General features: G+C 68.0%; 8 protein-coding genes. 1 reads left to right on the top strand and 7 read right to left on the bottom strand.

From position 1 onward, the window contains the following. The coding region (locus tag D620_RS0113550; protein WP_033376947.1) for an OmpA family protein at nt 1–401 on the top strand (401 nt) is incomplete at its 5' end. Between the two features lie 272 nt (nt 402–673). On the opposite strand, the gene D620_RS15415 is transcribed toward D620_RS0113550, so the two are convergent. The 7 genes from D620_RS15415 to D620_RS0113515 form a co-directional block, all read right to left on the bottom strand. After that, nucleotides 674–2257 carry a spinster family MFS transporter gene (locus D620_RS15415; RefSeq protein ID WP_017666358.1) on the bottom strand — a complete coding sequence of 528 codons (1584 nt, stop codon included), beginning with the start codon at nt 2255–2257 and terminating at the stop codon, nt 674–676. Between the two features lie 46 nt (nt 2258–2303). Then, the gene (gene queC, locus D620_RS0113540) at nt 2304–2996 is read right to left on the bottom strand and encodes a 7-cyano-7-deazaguanine synthase QueC (protein ID WP_017666357.1); all 693 of its coding nucleotides are present in this window, start codon (nt 2994–2996) and stop codon (nt 2304–2306) included. Between the two features lie 45 nt (nt 2997–3041). Further along, a complete protein-coding gene (locus D620_RS0113535) occupies nt 3042–3428 on the bottom strand; it encodes a DUF3617 domain-containing protein (RefSeq protein ID WP_017666356.1) in 387 nt (128 codons plus the stop codon). Nucleotides 3429–3550: 122 nt separating this feature from the next. Then, a complete protein-coding gene (locus D620_RS0113530) occupies nt 3551–4450 on the bottom strand; it encodes an Hsp33 family molecular chaperone HslO (RefSeq protein ID WP_017666355.1) in 900 nt (299 codons plus the stop codon). Nucleotides 4451–4493: 43 nt separating this feature from the next. Beyond that, nucleotides 4494–5423, bottom strand: a complete 930-nt coding sequence (gene argF, locus D620_RS0113525) for an ornithine carbamoyltransferase (protein WP_017666354.1) — start codon at nt 5421–5423, stop codon at nt 4494–4496. Beyond that, on the bottom strand, nt 5420–6616 hold the full coding sequence (locus D620_RS0113520) for an aspartate aminotransferase family protein (protein WP_026092215.1): 1197 nt from the start codon (nt 6614–6616) through the stop codon (nt 5420–5422). The genes argF and D620_RS0113520 overlap by 4 nt, the downstream gene beginning before the upstream one ends. A 137-nt stretch (nt 6617–6753) precedes the next feature. Further along, on the bottom strand, nt 6754–7345 hold a 592-nt coding region (locus D620_RS0113515), incomplete at its 5' end, for a cold-shock protein (RefSeq protein ID WP_026092214.1).

The following is a 7345-nucleotide window of genomic DNA, read 5'->3' as shown; positions in this document are numbered from 1 at the left end:
CGCCGCCCCCGCCGCCCCCGCCGCCCCCGCCGCCGCCGCCCAAGGCTCCGTGCAACACGGGCCCGTACATCGTGTTCTTCGACTTCGATAAGTCGGACATCACGTCGGAAGCTGCCGGCATCCTCAACAGCGCCGTCACCGCCTATGCCAACTGCGGCACGGCGAGCGTGATGCTGGCCGGTCACACCGACCGTGCGGGCAGCACCAAGTACAACGAAGGCCTGGCCGATCGTCGTAACAAGGCGGTCACCGCCTACCTGACCGGCCGTGGCATTCCTGCCGCGCGTATCGCCGCCACCGGGTTCGGCGAAACCAAGCCGCGCGTTCCGACCGCCGACGGTGTGCGTGAAGCGCAGAACCGCCGCGTCGAAGTGACCTACGGCCCGGGCTCGGGCATGTAAGTCAAGGTTCCAACGGAACACGAAGAGGGGCCGGAGCGATCCGGCCCCTTTTTTGTCGCCCCTCCTGCGCACGAAGAACAACCGCCCATAGCGCATGCCTGCCGCGCGAATGCCTCAGGCTCGCAACCCGGCAGCGGCTGGACCAAGCAATCACCCGAAATGCAAAAGAGCGCGCCGCAGCCGGGCATCTGCCCGGGCTGCGGCGCGCTCTTTTGCGTATGTGCGTGCCGCCGCCTTGCTACCGACAGCGTATCGCGGTCGAGCGAGCGGCTCTAGGCGGTGGTGGCCCCGGCATCGCTCGGGCCCGCGGCGGCCGCCGCAGCGCGCTCGGCGATCGTCGCTTCGGCCTTGGGCAGCGCGCGGTAGGCGTAGAACAGCAGTGCCAGCGAGATCGGCGCCACCCCGATCAGCGACAGCACCCCGATCCGCAAGCTCCCGCTCACTTCCGAAATCGCGCCGACCATGTACGGCCCGAGCCCCAGCCCGACGAGCGTCGTGGCGAGGAAGAACGAGGCGGTCGCCGTCCCGCGCATGCGCGGCAGGACCAGATCCTGCGTGGTCGCCGCCGCCGCGCCCAGCGCCGCTGCGGCAAACATCCCCGCAAGGAAGTTCATTGCGTAGAACAGCCCGGGGCTCTGGGTTGTGAACCCGATCCAGATCGGCACCACCGGAGCGAGAATCCCGAACATCACCACCAGGATCCGTCCCGCGGGATTGCGCCCGCGCAGCCAGTCCGACATGCGCCCGCCGAGGATCACCCCGAGGAAGCCCGACAGCGCCCCGCTCCCCCCAAGCACGAAGGCGAGCTCGGCCTTGGGCAGCTTCAGCACCGTCTCGGCATAGGGCGCAGACCAGAACGCCAGCGCATAGGCGCCGAGCGAGACCAGCCCGTAGCCCAGCGCCGTGCAGATGAAGGCCGGCGTCCCCCAGATCAGCCGGAAGGTCGCCGGATCGTGGCGCCGCAGCGTCGATGCCCACGAGAACACCGCGTAATAGCCGAAGGCGATCGCCGACCACTGCGGCACGTTCCCGGTGAGCTTGATCATCACCAGCGCGAAAGCGATCATCGCCCCGGCCATCGCCACATTGACCAGCGTCGCCGTCGGCCCGCGCCGGGCCGCGTGGATCAGCGTGAAGGGCGGCAGCAGCATCGACAGGTCGACGAAGAAGTCCGCCAGCGGGTGGCGCGTTCCGCTCGCTGCGTCGGGCTGGCGCGCCGGTTCGCGCAGGGATGCGACCCACAGCGCCAACAGCACGCCGGGGACGCCCACCGCGAGGAACGCCGCCTGCCAGCCGGTCAGCCCGCCGATCCCGCCCCCCGGATAGGCCGCATCCCACACCTGCGAGATCTTCGCGCCGATCAGCAGCGACACCCCGCCCCCGAGATACAATCCCGAGGAATAGATCGCGAGCGCGGTCGCCCGCTGGCGCGAAGGGAAATAGTCCGAGATCAGCGAATAGGCGGTCGGGCTCGCCGTCGCCTCGCCCACGCCCACGCCCATGCGCGCCAGCGAGAGGGTAAGGTAATTGCGCGCGAAGCCCGACAGCGCGGTCATCGTCGACCACAGCAACAGGCCGATCGTCAGCAGCCGCACCCGGTTCCAGCGATCCGCCAACCGGCCGAGCGGCACCCCGAACAGCGCGTAGAACACCGCGAAGGCCGCACCTCCGAGGAACCCCAGCTGACCGTCGGTGAGGGAAAGGTCGCGCTTGATGTCGACCGCGAGGATCGACAGGATCTGCCGGTCGATGAAGTTGAGGATGTAGACCACAACCAGGACGACCAGCACATACCAGCTATAGGCCGACGCGGGCGCCTCGCTGCTTCCGGGCGCCGCCGTGGTGTCCTCGCTCAAAACTCATCCCCTATCCCGTATATCTGCTTGCGACGGCACGCGGCCGTCAGGCGTGATAGCGGGTGCTATCCACAATCCCCGCCTCGGCAAAACCCTTTTTCCGCAATCGGCACGAATCGCACAACCCGCAGGCAAGGCCATCGGGGGCGGGATCGTAGCACGACCAGCTCCACGCCGGATCGAGGCCGAGGCGCGCGCATTCGCGGGCGATGTCGGCCTTGGTCATGTGCTGGAGCGGCGCGTGGATGGTGAAGGGCGCGCCCTCGACCCCGGCCTTGGTGCCCAATCGCGCGGTCTCGGCAAAGCTGGCGATGAATTCGGGACGGCAATCGGGATAGCCCGAATAGTCGAGCGCATTGACCCCGATGAACACATCGCGCGCCCCTGCCGCCTCGGCGCAGGCCGTGGTCAGCGCGAGGAACACGAGGTTGCGCGCAGGCACGTAGGTGACCGGGATATCGTCGCCGACGCCGCCCTTGGGCACATCGATGCTATCCGTCAGCGCCGACCCGCCGAACGCCCGCAGATCGAGCGCGATCGCCGTGTGCCGCGCGAGGCCGAGCCGGCCCGCAATGCGCGCGGCCGATTGCAGTTCGAGCTTGTGGCGCTGGCCGTAATCGACGCTCAGCGCATGAACGGCGAACCCCGCCTCCTGCGCGAGCGCGGCGGTCACCATCGAATCGAGCCCGCCTGACAGCAGCACCACGGCGAGCGGCTGGGATTGCACCGGATCAGTCATGCGCGCGGCCCTATCACCGGCGCGCGCAAAGGCAATGCAGGCCTGTCAGCACGATCCCGTGCGGCGCGCCTCGGCGGTGAGCTGGAAGGGCATGCGCCCCTCGATCCCCTGGCTTTCGAGCTGCACCAGCGCAGGCGTTTCGCGGCGGATGCTGGTGCGGCCATAGCCGTTGCCGGGACAGGTATACTGCACCGTCACCCGCGCCGCGCCATCTTCCACCACGAACCGGCTGCACCCGCTCTCGCGGTGCATCAGCTGGATGAGCTCCGCGCCCGAGCGGATGCAGACCTTGCGATCGGGCGCGCCGCTGCGCTGGCGGATGGTCCATTCGCCCTTCGCCAGCGTGCCGAGCATGGCGAGCCCGTTGCCCTGTGCAAGCACCGGCACGGCAAGGCCCAGCACCGCCCCCGCCCCGATCAGCGAAGCGAGCACGCGGGCGCGAAATGTGCTGTCAGTCCGGTTCGTCATACACCCCCACATGCCAGCTCTGCGCGGCCATGCCTTGCAAGAATTGGACGCCTGCGCTGCGTTTGCGCGAAGTTTTCGACCAAGCGTCAGATCGCCAGCGCAAACGTCTTGGAACAGAACGCGCAGTCGACCGCGATGATCCCGTCGGGACCGCGCATCGCCTCCTGCTCGTCCACCGGAAAGCGGGCGATGATCGTCTCGTAATGCGCCGGGGAGCAGCGGCACCCGCGCGACAGCACGTCGCCCGGCTGGACGCGCACCTCGGGCTCCTCGTGGAACAGCCGCCACGCGATGCCTTCGAGCGAGAGCGCGCGATCGAGCAGTTCGTCATGGCTGATCGTGCCCGCCAGCACCGCGACATGCTCCCAATCGGGATGGTCGAGCCGCACGTGGAGCCGCTCGCGCCCGTCCTCGCCATCGGGCAGGTGCTGCACCAGCAGGCCTGCCGCCATCCGCCCGCCGGCACTCGCCCGGCTGGCGACGCGAATCAGGGTCGGGATCTGTTCGGACTGGCTGAAATAGCTCTCGCACGCCTCGGCAAGGCTGTCGCCTTCGAGCGGGACGATCCCCTGATAGCGCTGGCGGCCCTGGGTCTCGAAGGTGATCGCGAGATAGCCCTCCCCGAACAGCGCCGCGAGGCCGGGATTGGCGCCCAGCTTCGCCAGCCGCTCGCCATCGAAATCGGCATAGCCGCGCACCGCGCCGGCGCGATAGTCGCACACCAGCAGCCTGACGATCCCGCCCTGGGTCTGCGCCTGCAAGGTCATCTGCGCGCTCTCGCCCTTGAGCAGCCCGCCCATCAGTGCGCCCAGCACCAGCGCTTCGCTGAGCAGGTGGGTGATCGGGGCGGGATAATCATGGGCCGAGAGCACCTCTTCAAGCACGCCTTCGAGCCGCACCGCCCGCCCGCGCGCATTGCGCGCCGGAAGGGTGAAGCCCATCAGGGTGTCGGAAAAGGTCTCTGCGGCGGCGATTGCGTCAGTCATGCGCCGCCATATGGGGACGCATGGCGCGAGGCGAAACCCCCTGTCAGCCCCCAAGCAGCCCGAAGGCCCACAGCAGCACCGATTTCTGCGCGTGGATGCGGTTTTCGGCCTCGTCGAACACCACCGATTGCGGGCCTTCGAACACCTCCTCGCTCACTTCCTCGCCGACATGGGCGGGGAGGCAGTGGAGGAACACCGCATCGGGCCTGGCCAGCGCCATCAGGTCGGCATTGACCTGATAGGGCGCCATCGCGGCGAGCTTTTCCCCGGCATGGGCCTGGCCCATCGAAATCCAGGTGTCGGTGACGACCACATCCGCACCGCGCGCCGCCGCTTGTGCATCCTGCGTCAGCGTGACCTGCGCCCCGCCCGCGCGGGCGAGTGCGACGAAGGCGGGATCGGGCTCGTAGCCCGCAGGCACCGCCACGCGGACGTTGAACTTCATCAGCCCGGCCGCCTCGAGGATCGAGTGCAGCACGTTGTTGCCATCCCCGAACCACGCCACTTCAAGGCCCGGAAGCGCCTTGCCGTGCTCGATCACCGTCAGGAGATCGGCGAGGATCTGGCAGGGGTGCGACATGTCGGTGAGGCCGTTGATGACCGGCACGCTGGCATGGGCCGCCATTTCCTCGATCTTGGCGTGATCGTCGGTGCGCAGCATGATGCCATCGACCATCCGGCTCAGCACCCGCGCGGTATCGGCGATGGTCTCCCCCCGGCCCAATTGGCTCGAAGCCGAATCGAGCAGCAGCACCGTGCCGCCCAGCTGGCGCATCGCGATGTCGAAGCTGACCCGGGTGCGGGTCGAGTTCTTCTCGAACACCAGCGCCAGCACGCGGCCGGCAAGCGGCGCATCGGCATCGGGCGCGCCCTTGGGAAGCCCGGCGCGCGCGGCCTTGCGGTCCAGCGCGTCATGGATCATCGCGGCGATCGCATCGCCCCCGGCATCGCCGAGATCGAGGAAGTGCTTCATGCCGCTTCCGGCACCTTGAAGCTCGCCGCGCCCGCCGACAGCTTGTCGAAGAACTCGTCGATCTCGGGCTCGCCGATCACCAGCGGCGGGATGATGCGGATGGTGTTGTCGCCCGCGGCCACGGTCAGCAGCTGGTGGTTGTCACGCAGGTGCACATAGAACGGGCGGCTCTCCATCTTCATCCTGATGCCGAGCATCAGGCCCTTGCCGCGGACAAGCTCGAACAGTTCGGGGTAGTTGCCGATGAACTGTTCGAGCCGCGCGCGCAGCCGCTCGCCCTTCTCCGCCACGGCGTTGAGGAATTCGTCGTTCGCCACGGCTTCCATCACCGCCGTCCCCGCCGCCATGGCGAGCGGGTTGCCGCCATAGGTCGACCCGTGCGTGCCGAAGGTCATCCCGCGCGCGGCCTTCTCGGTGGCGATGCAGGCGCCCAAGGGGAAGCCCCCGCCGATGCCCTTGGCGGTGGCGAGGATGTCGGGCTCGATCCCGTAATGCTCGTAGGCATAGAGCTTGCCGGTGCGCGCGACGCCGCATTGCACCTCGTCGAGCACCAGCATCAGATCAAGCTCGTCGGCGAGCTTGCGCAGCCCCTGCATGAACTCCATCGAGGCCGGGCGAATCCCGCCCTCACCCTGGATCGGTTCGACGAGGAACCCCGCCGTGTTCGGCCCGATCAGCGCCCTGGCCGCTTCCAGATCGTTGAACGGCGCATATTTGAACCCGGCGAGCAGCGGCGAGAAGCCGTGGTGCATCTTCTCCTGATTGGAGGCCGAGATCGTCGCCATCGTGCGCCCGTGGAAGGCATTGTGGAAGGTGATCAGCTCGAAACGGTTTTTGTCGCCGCCCGCCCCGTTCTGGTGATAGGCGCGCGCGGTCTTGATCGCCGCCTCGACCGCTTCGGCGCCCGAATTGGTGAAGAACACCGTATCGCCGAAGGTTGTGTCGACCAGCCACTGCGCCAGTTTCTCGCCCTGCGGGCTGCCATAGAGGTTCGAGACATGCATCAGCGTCGCGGCTTGGCTCTGGATCGCGCCGATCAGCCCGGCGTGCGAATGGCCGAGAAGGTTGACCGCGATGCCGCTCGCGAAATCGAGGTAGCGGGTGCCGTCCTCGCCGATCAGATGGCAGTGCTCGCCGCGCACCGGCCGGACACCGCAACGCGGATAGACGGGCATGAGCGGGGTAATCGACATAGGGCTGCTTCCTGAGATTGAGAATCGTGGGGGTCTGAAACGCAAATGGCGGCCCTGAACCAGAGCCGCCACCTGCTTTACCGTTTAATCTTCCGCTTCCCCCCGGTCAAACCGCGAAGGAGCGGTCCGGGCCGTGGTCAGCCTTCGATCGGTGCGAGATTGACGGCGGAATACTTTCCGCGTCGATCCACCTCGAGATCGAATTCGTAGCGTTCGCCCTCGTTGATGCCGGAAAGGCCCGAGCGCTCGACAGCGCTGATGTGGACGAAGGCGTCCGGCTGGCCATCATCGCGCACGAGGAAGCCGAAGCCCTTCATCGCGTTGAAGAACTTGACCGTGCCCTTGGCGCGTTCACCGGTCAGCTCGCGCTGCGGGGCAGCGGGCTTGGCTGCCACGGCGATCACGTCACCCACGACCTGGAGATCCTGCGCCGACACCTTGCCGCCGCGATCCACGAGGTTGTACTGGAGTTCCTGCCCCTCGGCGAGGCCTTCGAGGCCGGCACGTTCGACCGCAGAGATGTGGACGAACACGTCCTCGCCGCCGCCATCCTGCTGGATGAAGCCGAAACCCTTCTGGGCGTTGAAGAACTTCACCGTGCCCTTGCCGGTGCCGACGATCTGGGCGGGCATGCGGCTGAAACCGCCGCCACCACCGCCGCCGCCGCCGGGGCCGCGGGGGCCTCCGCCGCCGAAGCCGCCGCCACCGCCGCCGCGCGGGCCACCGCCG

Origin of the sequence: Porphyrobacter sp. AAP82, from assembly GCF_000331285.1 — a bacterium.
Taxonomy (GTDB): Bacteria; Pseudomonadota; Alphaproteobacteria; order Sphingomonadales; family Sphingomonadaceae; genus Erythrobacter.
This window is presented reverse-complemented; position numbering and strand designations above follow the sequence as displayed.

Coding starts and splice junctions, on each gene's coding strand:
- queC (WP_017666357.1), bottom strand. CDS start 2,996: ATGACTGATCCGGTGCAATCCCAGCCGCTCGCCGTGGTGCTGCTGTCA.
- D620_RS0113530 (WP_017666355.1), bottom strand. CDS start 4,450: ATGACTGACGCAATCGCCGCCGCAGAGACCTTTTCCGACACCCTGATG.
- argF (WP_017666354.1), bottom strand. CDS start 5,423: ATGAAGCACTTCCTCGATCTCGGCGATGCCGGGGGCGATGCGATCGCC.
- D620_RS0113520 (WP_026092215.1), bottom strand. CDS start 6,616: ATGTCGATTACCCCGCTCATGCCCGTCTATCCGCGTTGCGGTGTCCGG.